A 16546-nucleotide genomic window follows, 5' to 3' on the forward strand; every position below is an offset into this window, starting at 1 on the left:
CATTTACTTTAAATATGGATTGCGTGGTTTTTTTGATTTTAAAAAGCCGTTTGTTTATGTAATATTATTTTTGGGGCTGTCCTAGATAACTAGAACAAATCCTGCTTTACTGATTGTTTTAAAATAGAAATTTGAAATTTTATCTCACTGTTGTTAAAACGCCATTCACACTCTTTCAAATACAGTTCAAAATGCTCTTTGGGAATGCCATTAAACTTGCGTAAATGGCGTTTTGCTTGGTTCCAAAAGTTCTCAATTCCGTTAATGTGATTTTGTCGCTCAGCAAAATGTGTGCTGTGATTGATCCGAAAATGTGAAAATTCGCTCACATCAAGAACGTCATAACTTTTGTAACAATCGGTATAAACAATGCTATCAGGCTTCACTTGCTCGCGGATAATTGGCAATAAAGTCGCAGTTTGTGTATTGGGTACGGCAACGGTGTAAACCTTACCATTACGCTTCAAAAGCCCGAATACAGCCACTTTGCCAGCCGCACCGCGACCACGTTTGCCTTTGCGTTGTCCGCCAAAATAGCTTTCATCAACTTCTACTTCACCATCAAGCATTTCCAGATGCGGGCTGTTGTGATAGATAAGTAAGCGCAAACGGTGGAAGTAATAGGCAGCGGTATTTTTATTGACGCTAACTAATTGCGCCGCTGTGCGAGCGGTAACACCTGCAACAAATAGTTCAATCAGTTTGTTTTGCTTGTACTGACTTAAACGACTTTTTCTCATAGGGATTATTCTAACCTGAAGTTAAATTTCCCTAGTTATCTAGTACAGCCCCTTATTTTTTACTTGTATATTGATTTACTATGCTTTTTCATTGATGAAAAATGCCTAAACAAGTCAAGGGGCGGGCGTCCGTAAAATATTGTAATCGCCCTAAGCGTTTACAATATTTTACGGATACCCCTTGACGCCCTGCCACCCGATACGCTCCCTGCTGCTCCCGCAGCGCCCACTGCTGCGGGGGCTGCCACACGGCGAATGCGGGGTTTGGGGCAGCGCCCCATAAAGCAAAAGCTCCAAGCCCTGATAGATTCAGGCGGATATATCAGGGCTTGGCGTTTGACGAAACACCAAGCAAAGCCCCCGACTTCGCAAGTACGGCCGATGCCAAAGCATGTAGAAAAGATTGAAGCGGGGGCTTACCGCATGAGCAAGTTTGAACACTATCTAGGGATTAAAAGCCCGTATTTATAAGGTAAAACACCATGTACTTGGGAATAGACGTGAGCAAAGCAAGCATAGACTGCTGTCTGATAACAGACGGCTTTTTTTATGAACATCGGTTCAGCAACAGCCCCACAGGTTACACCAAGCTGAAAGCATGCTAAACGGCCATAACGCCAACCCAAGCCTGCACTGCTGCTGCGAAGCAACGGGAACCTACCATGAACCGCCGGCCGAATATCTCAACGGCCATTACAAAATGAGCGTGGACAACCCAAGAAAAATAAAAGGCTTCGCAAACGCCGTATTGCAAAGAAGCAAAACCGACAAACAAGACGCAAAACTCATCGCACGATACTGCAAGGCCATGAATCCAGAACCGTGGCAGCGTCCCACATCCGCACAAAAACAGCTTCAGGAACTGACCCGCTATATAGCCCGCATCAAAAAGCAACGAGCCGCCGAACAAGTCAAACTGCAAACGGCATCAGATACAATTGGCCAATTTATCAAAGACAACATCAAATACCTAAACAACCTGCTGCAAAAACTCAACCAAGAACTCAAAGCCTTTTACAAAGCCAATCCCGACTACCACAGAAACCGCCAACGCCTGAAAACCATCACAGGCATAGGCGAAAACACCGCCGCCGTTTTGCTCTCGACCATAACATCACGCTTTGATACCGCTGCCCAACTGGCCGCCTATTTCGGTTTGGGTCCAAAACGGCATCAGCCGGGAACAAGCGTAAACGGCAAAGAACGGATTTCAAAGGTAGGCAAGTCCGACTTAAGGGCAGCCCTATACATGCCCGCATTGGTTGCCTACCGCATGAAAGCCTTTCCCGCCTTTATCGGCCGTCTGAAAGCCGGGAAAAAACCGCCGAAACTCATCATTGTTGCAATTATGAGAAAGCTGGTAACCATCGCCTTCCACCTGTTGAAGAACCAAACGGAATATGATAAAAGTCGTTACGAATTAACAACATAAATTAACAATGACAAACAGAAAAATGCCCCGCAAAAGCAGGGCATGGCTTGGTTGTTGCTGAAAGAATACACCAACGGCATTGACACTAAATACACTATCTTTTCTTTTCCCTGTGCATTTTTCAGAAAAGCGGCCAATAAGTTAGGGCCGATGCGCCACGCTTCGGGCAACCCCAGCGCAGCAGCGGCGGCCTCACTGCAGAAATAGCGGTCGGCCGATTGCGGAAACACGCGGAATACCACGCCCAAGCTGCCGGGAAGGTCATAGCGGCAGCCGGTGTGCCCGGTAAACCATTTACGCACCTGGGCCTCTTCCGCCGCCTCGGCCGAGATATCGACAAAATCCCAATGGCCGGGCTTGAAGTTGATTTTTTTGAAACGCACGCCGCCGTCAAGCCAGCTGGCAGAGGCGCACAGGCCGTCTGAGAACACCACTTCGCAGTGGCTGTACGGCCCGCGGTCGACAAACCGCACCAAGCGGCTTATCCAACCCCGCCAAGCGGGCATCGTGCCTTTGTAAAACGCGACTTTCATAAAAAAATCCCTGCAAAAGATGCAGGGATATTAAGGGGAACCGGGCAGAAATGCTTTGGGGCTGTACTAGATAACTAGGGAAATTTAACTTCAGGTTAGAATAATCCCTATGAGAAAAAGTCGTTTAAGTCAGTACAAGCAAAACAAACTGATTGAACTATTTGTTGCAGGTGTTACCGCTCGCACAGCGGCGCAATTAGTTAGCGTCAATAAAAATACCGCTGCCTATTACTTCCACCGTTTGCGCTTACTTATCTATCACAACAGCCCGCATCTGGAAATGCTTGATGGTGAAGTAGAAGTTGATGAAAGCTATTTTGGCGGACAACGCAAAGGCAAACGTGGTCGCGGTGCGGCTGGCAAAGTGGCTGTATTCGGGCTTTTGAAGCGTAATGGTAAGGTTTACACCGTTGCCGTACCCAATACACAAACTGCGACTTTATTGCCAATTATCCGCGAGCAAGTGAAGCCTGATAGCATTGTTTATACCGATTGTTACAAAAGTTATGACGTTCTTGATGTGAGCGAATTTTCACATTTTCGGATCAATCACAGCACACATTTTGCTGAGCGACAAAATCACATTAACGGAATTGAGAACTTTTGGAACCAAGCAAAACGCCATTTACGCAAGTTTAATGGCATTCCCAAAGAGCATTTTGAACTGTATTTGAAAGAGTGTGAATGGCGTTTTAACAACAGTGAGATAAAATTTCAAATTTCTATTTTAAAACAATTAGTAAAGCAGGATTTGTTCTAGTTATCTAGGACAGCCCCAATGCTTTTAACGGACTTTAAAATCAGGTAGTGTGAACTCGATTTTGATTTTATCCAGTTCGGCCTGGGTGCTGGCAGCCTCAATCTTGCTTTGTAGGGCTTGGCGTTGCCCCGCGATATGGGCGGTGAGTGCCTCATAGGCCAGCGTTTTCTGCAGCGCGGCGGTCTTGAGTTGCTCGACCGGTACACCGCGCGCAGCCGCAATGCCGTCTAAAACGGGTGTCAGCACGGTGCTGTCTGCCGCCCACGCTTTGGCCTCCGCAGCCTGCAATGCCCACGTCTGCACCTCAAAAGGAGGAAGTTTGTCGGTTTCGGCGGCAGCGTCGATGCAGGCTTGGGCGGCAACATTGAGCTGCCGCAGCTTGTCGGCTTTGGCGGTGGCGAGTTGCTGTGCGGCCGCGCCATCAGGCAGCACCCACTCGCCATTTTGCAGCTGGTGCAGGTGACTTGGCGGCGGTGTATTACTAAACCAAACCTCTGCCCCATCCGACCACGCAAATGGATTTGAATCTGCGTAATCTGCTTTCAGATAATACAGGCCTTCAGTAAGGACGGGCGCATCATGCCTGATGATTTCGCAATGCCCAAATTCATTAAAGCCAAAATACATATAATAATCCTCACTGAACAACCCAACTGTTATTTTTACGAACCCTCACCGTATCGGTGAGTTTATCTATGATGACTGATCCATTTTTTGCCGTCGGAGAATATCCGATCCAAGGAATTCGGGCATTATAATAAGCATCCCCCTTCCCTGGGATTACCGGGGTGGCACCGCTAACCAGCCCGTTTTCATAATCGAAGTCTAAGTAGATGTTCTCATATGTGATTCCTTCGGCCTGGCGGATTGCCGCCATCCCGCCTCGCAAGTTTACACCTGCGAAGATAACGTTTTTCACAACCCCAGCTCCGGTTGCTTCTTGTGCAGGATTAACATCAAAAAATACAACAGGCGCATTATGGGTGTGCTGATTTTGATAGCTACCGCCTTGAACGTATAGACCATCCAACAAACCGTCCCACCCCGGAAAGCGGTCATACGTAGAAGCCACAATCCTAATTCCTTGCCTTTGGAAATCACTCATTATGTTGCCATTGAGTGAAATATTAGTGGCAGATTCAATTGAGACTGCATCCCAGCAAGAATACTGTTCGTTTCTGTTTTTACCCACAGTACATCCCTCAAGGGTCACTCCGTCAACGACCGAGAGCATATAGCCCGAGAAATTTCCTATCCCGCCGCCATCCATATTTACATCTTCCACATGACAAGATGTAAATTTAAAATTCTTATGTCGCCGCGCAGCCACACTGGTCGCCCCGAGAACCTTAAACCCACAACCACCACTCGATTTCCCGCCATGATTTCCAGACATTTTTGACACACAAGAAACAAACGATACGTCACGAATTCCAAGTTGCCCACCAAAACGATAACTGTGTTCGGCGGCGTCAGACACCAACCAGTTGGAAAAATTCAGATCGTGAGTCCAGTAGTCTCCGCCTATACTCTCCACGAGCAATCCGTTCTGCCCCGGCGCACCAGTTGCGTTGGGTGATTTTTCAGACAACCTTGCATTATAAAAATCATAGTTAGCGACATCGCGCAGGTACACCCCAGTTCTGTAGCATTTGATATCGATGTTGGATATGCGGCCATCTTCCACCCCAAAAACCAATAGTGAAGCATCGTAATTGACGATATCGACCCCACCAATGTTGATATTCCTCAGAGGCACACCAAAAGACGATTGAAGATGCACACCATAGTTCGATCCTTTAACCTCACTTTTAAGTTTGATTTTCCCGATTTCTACATTGCTCCCCAATATCCTCACCCCGCGATCGGATGCACTCCCCGGAGAGCTGACTTCCATAACATCAATCGATATGTCGCTATTAATAGTGACGCAGGGCCGATCCGAGGCAACAATCTTTTTAAAAACAGCACCCATAGCAGCAATCCTCGAAAACTGAGGCACACTTATTTGCGTTATGTTGTAGCTTTTTCCGGCCGAAAAATTGAGCTGTTTGCGCTCAAATGCACATACACTCAATGCTGATTGAATCTTTTGAGTCTCATCCATGCCATTACCCAAAACCCCAAAATCCGCCACCCAAACAGTTTCAGACTGCCTGTACCAGCGGACACCATCGACGCTCACAATTACCGTACCGCCATTATCGGGAGAGGTTGTGTCGGCTTTATTGGCTACAAACAGTCCACCACCGACGCCTGGGGTGTTGTCGTAATACCCGTTGACACTGACGAAGCTATTCCGACCTGTATATTGACGTAAAGCTGCAATGCTCACGACACTCACGCTGGCATCATTTATAGAATCCAAAACACCTTTAGGAGTGGCCGCCGTCGATTCATCATCTTCGGCCAGAACATTCGACAACTTAACAAGGCCAAAATCTGTCAGCGTACTTTTTTTGCCTAATACGTTTTTAATTTGCTGCTCTCTTTTTTCGTTTTCTTTTTTCAGCCACTGCGTCCTTGCCCCAAGTTGTACAGCCTGTTTATTAGCCACACCGTCAGCCCCGCCGGTTACAGGGTCTGTCATCTCGATTTGATACAAGTTATCAACCCACTCCGGACTAACTTTATTTTCCTGAATTATTCCCATTTTTAAGCTGCTCCAAAATTGTAATCGCCGTCAAAATCGACTTTGCCGTTGTAATACAGCGGCGTATCTTGATAATCCAAACGCACCAATACACAGCGGGCAGGTGCGAAGGCCGGTAGGGTTTCCCGCAACAGACGGGCTTCCGTATTGGTAATCGGTCGGTTGAAAATAATTGAGTAATGCGCCCACAACCGGTGGTCGCCGTACATATAAATGCCTTTGTGATTAATACTGCCGTTGTAGATTTGGCCACCAAGCCCCTCAATCAGCTTGATTTCACCAAAGCCCAAACGGTGGCAGATTTCACGCACCGCCCAGGGTGTGCCTTTGCGGCGGTGTAAAAACACGGCATCTTTAATCAGCTGGCGGCGTGTCTTATTGTCTTTGGCTAACCAGTACCCGTCCGAACCAACCATGCTGCGGCTCTCCGCCAGCAGCTCAAGGTGGTTGTCATCCACTTGCTCGAGCAAGCGGGGCATGAGCTTGGTTAAAGCAAGCTTGCGATAGCCAAGGCTGAGATTGGCCAAGCGTGTAAAGCGCGGGTCTTGAGCGATGATTAAGGCGTATTTGAGCCTAGCCATCTTGCTGCTCCATATCGACCGATAAGCTAAATGACACGCAACGCGCCCATTGGTTAGGTGCAATCACAATGACATCGCCATCTCGCAATTCGCCATGCTCGTTGGATAAAATAACGTTGTACACGCCGCTGACCTTTAAGGCCGTCTGAATATCCAATGGCACCACATCTTTGCCGAGCTTGGCATAGCGGGCAGTTTCATAGTCCGACCAAGCTGCGCTGGCAGCAGCTAAAACTGATTTAGAATCAGCACCTTTGAACAATACCAAGCGGGCATCGATTTTGTATTCCACCACTTCGGGCGCGCGTACAATCACAGTGTCACAGAGCGGCCGCACCGTCTCATCGCTCAATGCCGCCGATACCTTGTCAATCAATTCTTGGCTGGGAAGCCCGTCCGTTGCCAGCAGCGTAACGGCCACCGTGCCGCCAATCGGATTACCGGCAGAATCAACATCGTTGCTGACATGGACACCGGCAATGGCCTGCGAAACACGGCGGGCATAATACTCATAGGCTTTTTTCGGACCACCTACTGAAAACGCCTCAAAAGCCAGCAAAATCCGCTCGCGATAAGCATCGTCGCTCTCAATGATGATACCGCCTGAGGGGACAGTAATATTGCTGACCTCAACCTCAATCTCATCATGCAGCGGTTTGGCCAAGGTATTGATTTGACCGATTGCCCAGCCGTTTCCGGCCGTGCCGGTTGTAGTGCATTGCGCCGGTAGGTCAACCGTATTGCGGCTGCTCGACAAAGTTGCCGACGTAGTTGTCTCAAAAATCAGCTCGCCTACGCCGACCTGCGTGCCGACAGGGATAAACACCTGCTCGGCGGACAAGTTGGCCTCGCACGAAAAGCGCAGCGTGGTAAAAGCAGGCTGAGCTTCCAAGCGCGGCGTATTGACATCATCGCCGCACAAATCCAACATTAAGCCGGTTGCAAAGCGGACGTGCTGCTGGCGATATGCCTCGTTTACTTGCTGCCGAGTCAATGCTTCTCGGTAGGCGTACACGTTAATCAGCAAACGCTCAATGTGCGCCGGTTGCAGTGCCTTGCCGCTGTCTTGTTCATATTTGGCAATAATCTCGGCCAAGATGGTCGACAAATCATCAGCCACAACCTTGACGTCTTCACGCTTTAAAGTGCTTAAATCCATGCCGCATGCTCCAAGTTCAGCGTTGTGCCGTAGATTTCACCGGATACCTCATCAGCCACGCGCCAGCGCACGGTCATGGTGATGTGCGGGGCATTGCCGCTAAACGTCACTCCATCCACCACCGCCCGCGTTTCCCAGGTCTGAATGGCCAACACCACTTCGCGCACGATATTTGGCACAAACACGTCTTCCGGCGTGTCAATGTAGTCAAAATGATTGCTGCCGAAATCGGGGCGGGTCACATCTGAGCCTTTGCGGGTGGACAAGATGTTGTGGATACACAAGTCGATATCGTCCACGCCCTGCGCCAAACCGCTACCACCGGGAGCAAGCTGCCAGTGCTTGGAAATGGGCGTATCGAATTGCATAAAAAAATCCCTGTATTGTTTTGATACAGGGATTTTGCCTAAGGCCGTCTGAAACGGCTTTTAATGCGGATTAAAACTACTCGGGTTTGCCGGTTTTGCCGCCGCTGTCGCCCGTGTGCAAATGCCCAAGGAAGCTGATGCCGTTGATGACCACATCTCCTTCAACTTCAACATTGCCTGAAATTTGCGCAGTGGAGCCGCCGTTACCGTTGCCCGCACTCATACCGCTCAGGTAGGTCAACAGGCCGTGTACCGTGGCATTACCTTTAATCTCAGTATTCGGCGCATCAATGGTAACGGTACCTTCGGTTTGCACCAACACATCGCCCGTTTTGCGGTCGTGTTCGATAATCGTGCCGTTTTTAAAGCGCCGCACCCATTTGTCTTTGCTGCTGGCCGGTGGTTTATCGGCTGTGCTGTAAATCGCGCCAATGACGCAGCCGTTTTCGCCACGCGCGTCCAGCAGGCAGACAACTTGCTCGCCTTCGTCAGGCAGGCTGTAAAATTGATTGGCACCGGCTGCCGGTGTCGTCATCGGCAGCCAGTCGGTTTCCATGTCTTCCAGGGCAGGGATTTTGACGCGCAGATTGTGACCGGCTTCATCCACCGCCGATACCACGCCGAATTGCAGGGTCGCCCCAAAATCATGCGTTTGCTGCATCCTGCTGCTCCTCGTCATCGATATATTCAATCATCTTAATTTCCAGCTCGGTGGTGTATCCGCTGCTGCTGCGATACTCATGCCGCGCTTGCTTAACCAAATACTTACCGGAAAACTTACCCATGTTTTTCAGACGTACGGTTTGACCGGCCACCAGCAGCGCATTACCAAACAATGTGATGTTTCCGGCGCATTGGTCATCTTGCGCTTCGGCCAAGACAGCATCAGCGCGGGCATTGAGCTGCGTTTGGCTTTCACCTTTATTTGGCACGATTTTCAAGGTGTCGCCGGTGTGGCCACGTTTGGATTTCGGGCGCAGAGACTTGGTTTTTCGCGTGGCCGACACTGTTTTCTTGGTTTTCGGGTCGTAGCCGCGCATTTCCACTTGAGTCGGCACACCTTTAATCAAATCGCGCAGGCGGATTCGGCTCATGTCTTCAGGACTCAATATCACCACCGCTTTACGCTCTTTCAGCGTGACGTTGTCGGCGAATACCAGCTTATTCCCGACAACCTTAAAGGTGTGGCCATACTCTTTGGCCAACCGGCTCAAAAACTCAATATCGCGCTCCTGATACTGGGTCACCCGTTTGATTTTGATGTCTTTTACTTGACCGTCAGGCTGCAATTTCAGACGGCCTGCCACTTGGCGCACAATCTCGGCCAGCGTGGTATTTTCATACGCTCGGCCTTTTAAAGTGCGGCTGGCCTTAGTAATGCCTGCCGACAACGCCTTCAGGCTTACTGTTGACGGTGGGTGGTTGTATTCAATTTCAGCAATCTCAAAGCTGCCTAAATCTACCAGCCCGGTGAATTGGTCGCCCAAACTCAATGCCAGCGCATCGCCTTGCTCCGGATACCAACCACGCAGCCAGCGACCGTCGACATCTTCAAACTCGACCTGCAGCTCATCAGATTGCCCCTCGAGGTAATCTGTATAAACAAACGAAATCAGATACGGTGCGATGTCGCCGGTGATATCCTTGTTTTCGTAGCTCAGCGTGAAATCCGGCTTGGTTACCGGATGAGTGCCACCCGTACCGCCTTGAGCGGCCAAGCCGGACAAGAAACCCTTAATATCCATCTCAACCCCTTCAGCGCATCCAAGGCGGCAAATCGGCCTGACTGTTTTTCGGCTTGCTTTCCAGCACCGGCACAAACACCGTCAAGCCGTTGACAAACTCTTCGGCCAACGGCAAATGCGGGTTGGCCGCAATCAAGCCGTCAATCAGCAGTGCGTTGCCGTAGTGCTTATGGGCAATTAAATCCCAGCGGTCACCGTCTTTGGTGATATAGCGTAAAACCGCGCTCATCCATCACTCCTTGTCGCCAGCCAACCGGTCAACTTTTCAGCGGCCGATGCACCATTGACCACCGCTTCGGATGCCGTAGTAATTGAGTCGCCGGCCGCATCCAGCCAACCGCCGATAGTTCCACTCTCGTAACCGGCACGCATACTCGCCACCGTGCTGCCGAGCGCATTTCCGGCTGCACCAAGCTGCGTGGCCATTTCAGCCGCGCCGGATAAGTCACCCAGCAAGGCCGTTACTTCCGGCAAACCATTGAGCTTGCCCAATACATCACCGCCCACGCCGAGCGCATCGCCGATTAAATTCAGCGCACCGGCGGGATCATTGCGCAACTCTTTAGCCGCCGTGATGATGCCTTGCATCTGCTCAATGCCGTTTTCTGCCGCACGATAAATCTTCACGCCGGTTTCAACCGCCTGCATCACATCTGCCGCTTGCGCCTGTACCGATTCGGGCAACAGCGAGAGCAACGGGTTTTGCTTGCCACTGATAATTGCCGGAGTCGGAAGCGGATTGTTCGGGTCGCCGACAAACTCGGTCAGCGCTACATCCAACTCGCGCGCGGCAGTGCGGCCTTGTTTATCCTGAATCAGCGTGCGCTCGGTCAGGCTCTCAATGACAAACCAGCCGACAAAGCGGCCGGAGCCGTAAACCAGCGACACCGCCTGCTGCGCTTCCAAAGCCGCCAGCAAACCCTTATAAGCCGTGTCGGGATTGCCCAACATCCAATGCAGTTTTAAGCCAAAGCGCAGCGTGGTCAGGTCGTTTTCCATCGCCTGTAAGCGTGGTCGGCCTTTTAACACTTCGTGCTTGGCAAACTTGGCCGAGTGCTGCGCTTCTAGGCTGGCAAAGCTTTGCAAGGTCTCAAAGCGCACATCACCTAACATTGCATACATCAGAAAGCCCTCCGTTCACGGTCGGCCATCATGCGGTGAAACAGCGTTTCAAACTCGCGCAAGCCCATTTGCAAGGCCGTCTGAATTTGGGCAGGGTCGCCGCCCGGTGCGTTGATGGTCGGGTTGAAATGGATGGTCACGCCACCGGCACCCGCAGCCTGTCGCGCTTGCTCGAAATCGGCACGATGGCCGGATACCCGCGCGGCCACATCGGCACGCAGCTGGCCGATACGGCTGCCGAAGCTGTCTTTCAGACGGCCTGCCCATGCGCCGACCGTACCGATTGGCCGGTTGGCCGTACGGCGGATACCAATATCCAAACCTTGGGTAATGAAGCCACCAAAACGGCGGAACTCACGGCTCGGCGAATGGATATCCATCACAGCCTGGAATTTAGCCTTAATCGAATTGCCGATAGACGCAATCGTGTTATATACCGCTGCTGCCGCTGATTTAATGCCGTTAATCAACCCCTGAATCAACATACGGCCAAAGCCGGTAAAGGTTGACGGCAAGGTGACGCCAAACCAGCTCATCACACTGGCAAAAGCCTGATAAAACAAACCGAGCGGCGAAAAATTGAGAATAGTGGCCGCAATATTACCGATGCCACTGCTGAAGAAAGCCGTGATTTTCGCCCAAAGCCCGCTGAAAAATGTCACCAAGCTTTGCCACAACGCTTTTGCACCGCCCACCATTGATGACCAGTTGTTGTAGAGCATGTAAGCGGCAACGGCCAACAGGCCAAGGGCGAGGAAAATCGGATTGGCCATCAAGAATGCGCCCAATTTAATGAACGCAGAGCCGAGCATTGGCAATAAGCGAATTACAAATAACAAGCCACGCCCAAAAAAAGATACCGCCTTCATAAAGCCGCCAAGCATGGTATTAACGACGGACATGCCTTTTGAGAAAATCACAAACCCCATTGATGCCATACCCATCAATGCGGTGAATGTTGTGACACCAACAACCAACCCTGCCAAAACACCACCGAACTCAATAATCATGTCTATGATTGCGGGATTTTTGGCAGCCCAGTCGGTTGCCGAATGGATTAATCCGGCCAAGGCTGAGGAAACTTGATTAATAATCGGCAACAAACGGTCGCCGATTACAGTCATAAATTCAGCCCAACTGTTTTTCATCAACGTTAGGCCGTTTTCAGTAGTGGCAGAGCGAGCCGCAAACTCTTTTTCCATACTGCCTAAAAACTCAGCCTTACCGTCTTTACCGGCCTTTTTCAGCGATTCAAGCGATTGCTTATAGGTATCTAAGCCGCCGACCAGAGCTGCAACATCATCGGCATACTCCAAGCCAAACAAGTCAACCAATGCGCCCATTTGGTCTGCTTTTGGCAGCTTCTCAACCTTATGCAAAAAGTCCACTAAAGCCTGCTCGGCATTTTCAGAAATGGCCTTTTTTAAGGTTTTGGCATCCGTCCCCATGCCTTCTAAAGCCGCTTGAAATTTTTTCCCCTGTTTTTCTGCGGTCATCAATTTAGTCAGCATGCCGTTAATGGCCGTACCGGCCACCTCAGGTCTTCGACCTAAACTGATAAACGCATTCGACAACGCCGCCGCCTGAGTTTCGGCCAGACCGAACTGCACGGCCACGCCGCCCACGCGGCTGAGCGCATTGACGATATCGCCAGCTTTTGCGGGGAAATTATTGGATAAATGGTTCACCGCGTCACCGAGCTTGTCGATTTCTGCAATCGGGATTTTATAGATATTGGCCAACTTCGCCATGCTGTCACCAGCTTCATCAGCCGACATGTTGAACGCCACGCCCATCTTGGCAATCGTGACAGTAAACGATTTCAAATCCTTCTCTGCCACCCCCAACTGACCACCGGAAGCGGCAATGGCTGCCAATTCTTCTTTGGCCATCGGAATGGTGCGGGTTAATTCCAAGATGTCTTTTTTTAGATTTTCCAAGCCTTGCGGTGTTTCGAAATCAACCACTTTTTTGACATCAGCCATTGCTGATTCAAATTTAATGGCTTCTTCCGACAGGCTCATCACTATATTGCTGACGGCTTTAATACTGTTCACCGAAGCGGCGGCAGCAATTGCTGTGCCTGACCCTAACGCCATCAATTTTTTACTGGCACTGATGGAGTCATTTTTAAGCATCCCAACCACCGAGCGCAGATTCTTGATTCCTGCAATCGCGCCCCCGACGGTCGCACCGACAGTAATTGCTATTGCCAAATTTGATGACATCGGGTAAATTCCTTTGTAATAGTTCGCGAAAGAAAGGAGGTTGGAATGAAAGAATTATTGGATTACTTAAATGACGTGATTTCGATGTTTCGCTGGCTGCTTGCGTTTGCCTTTTTCAGCCTGCTTGCTACTATTGCCGCTATTGCCTACAATTTTTATCCAATCATCACCTTAACGGTCGTTGGCCTGACAATAATCGGCTGGATTGCTGAAATATTCAAACAGCGTCAGTCTAAAAGCAGCTAAACCCCTTTCTGATAGCCCGCCTTAATTTGGCGGGCTGCTTCTTTCTGCCACTCTTCAAATTCATCAAGCGGCAAGTCGTACACATCCTGCACGCTCCAACCAAACCACCAAGCCACATCGGCGCAAGCGGCTAAAAGTTCACGGTTGGCTTCGGCAACAGATTTATGCGTTTGCAGTTTCGACTTCGGCGCGAAAGGTGGCCTGAATAGCCTCCAAATCTTTCAAATCCAACTCATCCAAGTCTTCCGGCACCAAACCGGTGACACGCGATACCAGCAGCAAACCTTGCTCGGCCTCATTACTGATGTGCATGACCGCACGCAAATCACCCACACGCGGACGGCGCACCGTTACTTTTTCCAGTAATTGGCCGGTCGCCAATTTGACCGGATATTGCAACACCACAACTTGGTTGCCACCTAATTCACTTTGAATTTTCTGAGCTTCATTCATTCTTCAATCCTTTTGAAAATTAAATACAAAAAATCGCTGTATCTGCGGGAGATACAGCGATTCTGCCAAAGACCGCCTGAAACGGCTTTTAATACGTCTTAAAACCTACGCACCGATGTTTTTACGCATCTGCGACAACACATCCTGACCATCGACACGCAAGGTGTTGGTAAAGGCGTTGTAGTAAAACAGCTCGCGGCCATCGGCCACTTGGCGCACTTCGTTGACCTGGAAGGTGCTGGCAAACTCGGCTTTTTCCTTCGGCTTGAAACCGCCCAATGCGTCCTTGCCGAAGGTGCCGGTCATAGTAGTGACCATTGGCACTTCTTTTTCCAAACCGGCCGCATCGAAGGTTTGCAGATTCGAGCGAATCATCAGCTGGGCTGATTTAAATGGGTTGCGGCTACGGGCAGCAACTTCCGGATAGAAACTGTTCCAGGTCATTTCCGCTTCCAAGGCTTCCATGCCGCTTGGCAGCTTGATGGTACCGAAGAGCCCCAAACCGGTGACTTCATCCATGGTGAACTCAATTTCCGGCGCAGTGATTTCAGCGGCCTTGCCCAGCAGGTTGTTACCGTCGATATAGACGTTTGCGTTGTAGATTGCATTTAATTTAGGCATTTACGGCTCCTTAATTACCGCTGACCAAATTGGCCAAATATTTACGGGTCATCACCGACTTATTGCTGATGCGTTCAGCAGGCAGCTTCGGCGTGTATTCGTACACAATCGGCACCTGACCTTTGCTGAAGGCATCGACCAAGTCGTAGTCGTAATCCAAATCCAGCGAGAAGCCGACGATGGAAGGCAGCGTAGACAAATAAGTGCGGATGGTCTCCAACAGGCTGTCGAGCAAGGCATCATCAATCGGGCGGTCGATGTACTGCAGCTCGACGCGGCGGATGGATTCGTCAATCAAGTCGCCGGTGCGCTGTGCCACTTCAAAATTCTTGATGTGGGTAACAGTCGGGAAACACGCCAAGCGGTTGCCCCACAAGCGGTAGCCGGTGCCGTATGAATTGAATACGGTGGTGATGCCTTTTTCGTTCAGGCGGTTGGTTTCGCTTTGCGGGTCATCGGCACGGGCAGTCAGGCCGATTTCAAGGCCGGTCACACCCAGCAATTCGCGGTTTGACTTGCTGAACCAATAGCCTTGCTCCACATCGGTTTTCATACGCAGACCGGCGGCGTGGGTCGCCAATGATTCCACACCAAGCGTGCCGATAACGTGCGGGAAAAACAGCTCCGCACGGTCGCTTGATGTTTGGAAATTAATCGTACCCAACGCACCACGGCCTTCCAACGCCTTGCTCAAGGTCGTGCCTGTCGGCGCGTCAATGTACGCAATGGCTTGCAGCTTGGTGGCCAAGGTAATCGCAGCGGCAGCAACTTTGGCCGTTTTATCATACTCCGGCACAATCACAATCTTGGCATCTGCACCGTAGCGGTTGTAGCCTTCAGTCAGCAATTCCAAGCCGGTGCGCTTGCCCGTGGCCGCGACATAGCCGCCGATGATGTCTGCTTCGGTGACTTTGGTCGGGTCGGTGTAGGTGTAGCTGATTTTCGGCGCGACAGGCTTGGCGGTAAACGTGATTTCGCCGCTCACCATATCGATGGTGTAGTTTTCGCCCTCAGCCAACGGCGAATCGCCGTCTGAAACGGTATAGCCGCTCTGCAATGCAGGATGTTTGGTCTTGGCCGTCAAGGTATCGGCATCAACCGTCAATACCTCATCGCTGACTTGCGATTTATGCTTGGCCGGGTCGCAGACGTTGACCACATACGCCACACCGGACGCATAACGTGTCCAAATATTGGCGGCATCCGGCAGGGGAAAACCGGCATTCGTCAGCGCGGAAAATTGGGAAAAGTCTTTAATTGTCGAGCAAACGGTCAACTCATTGACCGCACCGATAGGCGCGGTGCCGACCATCGCAGTAATCGCACCGTCAACGGTATAGACGGCGTTGCTGCCGCCGTCGACACGCTGGGTCTCGGTGCCGTGATGAAATGCTGCTGCCATTATGGAGCCTCCTTCAGTTTCAAATCTTGTTCGTGCGGGTCGCCACTTTCGCGCGGCCGCGTGCGGGTAAATAATGGTTTGGTTTCGGGCTGATACACCTGCACCTGCTGGGTTTCGGTCTGCACCGTCAATTCATACTGCCAAGCGCCCACGTCTTCGTTTAAAAAGCGTTCCTGCAACAAATGGCAAGGCAGGCAGTTTGTGGGGCGGAAGCCGACAATGGCCAAGCGCGTTTCATCCAAAATCGCCAGCGTACCTTCATCGCCGTGCAGATTGCTGCCGATAATCGTCAGCACCAAGGTTATGTCGCGCTGCTGGGCAATGCTGCCCAAATGCTCCAAATCGGTAAACTTGCTGCCGCCATAGCCCACCAAAATCGCGCCGGTCGGGTGAATAAACTGATATTCAGACGGCCGCTCCGGAAACGCTTCAACGATGACCCACGGGATGGCCTGCTGCAAATGCTCGACCACCGAGTCAATGACCGGACGTGTGGCACTCAT

The 16546-nt window shown here is 50.7% G+C and carries 19 protein-coding genes and 1 pseudogene; 3 read left to right on the forward strand and 17 right to left on the reverse strand.

Annotated features, from left to right (window positions below):
• Nucleotides 1-89 precede the first annotated feature (89 nt).
• Nucleotides 90-740, reverse strand: a complete 651-nt coding sequence (locus tag H7A79_RS05355) for an IS1595 family transposase (protein WP_186999959.1) — start codon at nucleotides 738-740, stop codon at nucleotides 90-92.
• Nucleotides 741-1222: 482 nt separating this feature from the next.
• Between H7A79_RS05355 and H7A79_RS05360 the strand changes: the two are divergent.
• A pseudogene (locus H7A79_RS05360) lies at nucleotides 1223-2172 on the forward strand (IS110 family RNA-guided transposase).
• Here H7A79_RS05360 and H7A79_RS05365 read toward each other — a convergent pair.
• Complete coding sequence (locus tag H7A79_RS05365) at nucleotides 2154-2705, reverse strand: hypothetical protein (RefSeq protein ID WP_187001269.1); 552 nt, start codon at nucleotides 2703-2705, stop codon at nucleotides 2154-2156. The pseudogene H7A79_RS05360 and the gene H7A79_RS05365 overlap by 19 nt on opposite strands.
• Before the next feature lie 109 nt (nucleotides 2706-2814).
• Between H7A79_RS05365 and H7A79_RS05370 the strand changes: the two genes are divergently transcribed.
• Nucleotides 2815-3465 carry an IS1595 family transposase gene (locus tag H7A79_RS05370; protein WP_186999880.1) on the forward strand — a complete coding sequence of 217 codons (651 nt, stop codon included), beginning with the start codon at nucleotides 2815-2817 and terminating at the stop codon, nucleotides 3463-3465.
• A 24-nt stretch (nucleotides 3466-3489) separates the two neighbouring features.
• Here H7A79_RS05370 and H7A79_RS05375 read toward each other — a convergent pair whose 3' ends face one another.
• From H7A79_RS05375 to H7A79_RS05420, 10 genes are all read right to left on the reverse strand, one after another.
• Nucleotides 3490-4092, reverse strand: coding sequence for an HI_1402-related protein (locus H7A79_RS05375; RefSeq protein ID WP_187001270.1), 603 nt, complete (start codon nucleotides 4090-4092; stop codon nucleotides 3490-3492).
• A 10-nt stretch (nucleotides 4093-4102) separates the two neighbouring features.
• Nucleotides 4103-6118 carry a putative phage tail protein gene (locus H7A79_RS05380; protein WP_187001271.1) on the reverse strand — a complete coding sequence of 672 codons (2016 nt, stop codon included), beginning with the start codon at nucleotides 6116-6118 and terminating at the stop codon, nucleotides 4103-4105.
• Between the two features lie 2 nt (nucleotides 6119-6120).
• Nucleotides 6121-6699 carry a phage tail protein gene (locus tag H7A79_RS05385; RefSeq protein WP_187001272.1) on the reverse strand — a complete coding sequence of 193 codons (579 nt, stop codon included), beginning with the start codon at nucleotides 6697-6699 and terminating at the stop codon, nucleotides 6121-6123.
• Entirely contained in the window at nucleotides 6692-7858 is a 1167-nt protein-coding gene (locus tag H7A79_RS05390; protein WP_187001273.1) for a baseplate assembly protein, read from the reverse strand. Before H7A79_RS05390 ends, H7A79_RS05385 begins: the two co-directional genes overlap by 8 nt.
• Nucleotides 7849-8226 (reverse strand): GPW/gp25 family protein, encoded by a 378-nt coding sequence (locus tag H7A79_RS05395; protein WP_187001274.1) that lies wholly within the window; start codon nucleotides 8224-8226, stop codon nucleotides 7849-7851. Before H7A79_RS05395 ends, H7A79_RS05390 begins: the two co-directional genes overlap by 10 nt.
• Nucleotides 8227-8302: 76 nt before the next feature.
• The gene (locus tag H7A79_RS05400) at nucleotides 8303-8887 is read right to left on the reverse strand and encodes a phage baseplate assembly protein V (RefSeq protein ID WP_187001275.1); all 585 of its coding nucleotides are present in this window, start codon (nucleotides 8885-8887) and stop codon (nucleotides 8303-8305) included.
• A complete protein-coding gene (locus H7A79_RS05405; protein WP_187001276.1) occupies nucleotides 8871-9971 on the reverse strand; it encodes a phage late control D family protein in 1101 nt (366 codons plus the stop codon). Before H7A79_RS05405 ends, H7A79_RS05400 begins: the two co-directional genes overlap by 17 nt.
• 10 nt (nucleotides 9972-9981) lie before the next feature.
• Nucleotides 9982-10200 carry a tail protein X gene (locus H7A79_RS05410; RefSeq protein ID WP_187001277.1) on the reverse strand — a complete coding sequence of 73 codons (219 nt, stop codon included), beginning with the start codon at nucleotides 10198-10200 and terminating at the stop codon, nucleotides 9982-9984.
• On the reverse strand, nucleotides 10197-11093 hold the full coding sequence (locus tag H7A79_RS05415; RefSeq protein ID WP_187001278.1) for a phage tail protein: 897 nt from the start codon (nucleotides 11091-11093) through the stop codon (nucleotides 10197-10199). The genes H7A79_RS05410 and H7A79_RS05415 overlap by 4 nt, the downstream gene beginning before the upstream one ends.
• Nucleotides 11093-13321, reverse strand: a complete 2229-nt coding sequence (locus H7A79_RS05420) for a phage tail tape measure protein (RefSeq protein WP_187001279.1) — start codon at nucleotides 13319-13321, stop codon at nucleotides 11093-11095. Before H7A79_RS05420 ends, H7A79_RS05415 begins: the two co-directional genes overlap by 1 nt.
• Before the next feature lie 45 nt (nucleotides 13322-13366).
• Between H7A79_RS05420 and H7A79_RS05425 the strand changes: the two genes are divergently transcribed.
• Nucleotides 13367-13567: a hypothetical protein gene (locus H7A79_RS05425; protein WP_187001280.1), complete on the forward strand. Its 201-nt coding sequence runs from the start codon at nucleotides 13367-13369 to the stop codon at nucleotides 13565-13567.
• Here H7A79_RS05425 and H7A79_RS05430 read toward each other — a convergent pair.
• The 5 genes from H7A79_RS05430 to H7A79_RS05450 form a co-directional block, all read right to left on the reverse strand.
• Complete coding sequence (locus tag H7A79_RS05430; protein WP_187001281.1) at nucleotides 13564-13683, reverse strand: GpE family phage tail protein; 120 nt, start codon at nucleotides 13681-13683, stop codon at nucleotides 13564-13566. The two genes, H7A79_RS05425 and H7A79_RS05430, sit on opposite strands and share 4 nt — an antisense overlap.
• A gap of 46 nt (nucleotides 13684-13729) precedes the next feature.
• The gene (locus H7A79_RS05435; RefSeq protein ID WP_187001282.1) at nucleotides 13730-14020 is read right to left on the reverse strand and encodes a phage tail assembly protein; all 291 of its coding nucleotides are present in this window, start codon (nucleotides 14018-14020) and stop codon (nucleotides 13730-13732) included.
• Between the two features lie 105 nt (nucleotides 14021-14125).
• A complete protein-coding gene (locus tag H7A79_RS05440; protein ID WP_187001283.1) occupies nucleotides 14126-14641 on the reverse strand; it encodes a phage major tail tube protein in 516 nt (171 codons plus the stop codon).
• 10 nt (nucleotides 14642-14651) lie between these two features.
• On the reverse strand, nucleotides 14652-16043 hold the full coding sequence (locus H7A79_RS05445; protein WP_187001284.1) for a phage tail sheath family protein: 1392 nt from the start codon (nucleotides 16041-16043) through the stop codon (nucleotides 14652-14654).
• Complete coding sequence (locus H7A79_RS05450) at nucleotides 16043-16546, reverse strand: Gp37 family protein (RefSeq protein WP_187001285.1); 504 nt, start codon at nucleotides 16544-16546, stop codon at nucleotides 16043-16045. Before H7A79_RS05450 ends, H7A79_RS05445 begins: the two co-directional genes overlap by 1 nt.

The sequence above is a fragment of the Neisseria musculi genome, assembly GCF_014297595.2.
GTDB classification, from domain to species: domain Bacteria; phylum Pseudomonadota; class Gammaproteobacteria; order Burkholderiales; family Neisseriaceae; genus Neisseria; species Neisseria musculi.